At 65.5% G+C, this 614-nt stretch carries 1 protein-coding gene; it reads right to left on the bottom strand.

Annotated features, from left to right (window positions below):
• Window positions 1-248: DUF736 domain-containing protein (locus tag UP10_RS40490; protein WP_044592743.1), on the bottom strand; the 248-nt coding region annotated here is incomplete at its 3' end.
• Window positions 249-614: the final 366 nt, after the last annotated feature.

Genomic DNA, 614 nt, shown 5'->3' with positions numbered 1-614 from the left:
GAGGCGTAGATCGGGGCCGGGAAGCTCGGATCGTCGAGCTTGACCGAGAGATATTCGCGCTCGGTCTCTCGCGCGGTTTTCTTCCAGGCGGCGCCGAATTCGGTGGCGCCGGCGAAGATGCGATAGTCGGGCGCCTTGTCGTTCTCCTTCTCGGTCGCGACGAACTTCGCCTTGACGTTGAGCGTGAGCGTCTTGACCAAACCGGTGTAGCCGTCGTCCGCTGCGGTGAAGGTTCCGATGGTAGCCATGGTGGTCTCCGTCTGTTGTCGGGCCGCGACCATCGCAGCCTCGATGGCGGTCCTTGGCCCGGGGAGCGATCGGCCCGCAGCCGTCAGGCCCGCAGCGCAGCGGAGGACGGCGGCAGACGGCTTTTTTGCTTTCCGCGAGGAATGCCGCCACTTCGCGGCAGGGGAAAAAAGCAGGCTTAGCCGTTGCGGGAAGGCGATCGAGGCGCAGCCGCCCCTCGGGCCTGATCCGTCCATTCGAGGTTGCGTGGGACGCGCCCATCAAACGGACCGATGGAGACCGCCATGACTGCCATCATCGTCGCCGCACAAGGGACTGCGTTACCGAACGGACAAAGACGTGCGTCCGCGCATCCACGGCGGCGAAGG

The organism is Bradyrhizobium sp. LTSPM299 (assembly GCF_000938235.1).
Taxonomy (GTDB): Bacteria; Pseudomonadota; Alphaproteobacteria; order Rhizobiales; family Xanthobacteraceae; genus Bradyrhizobium.
The sequence above is the reverse complement of the archived record's forward strand: the minus strand, read 5'-3'. Positions and strand labels throughout refer to the sequence as shown.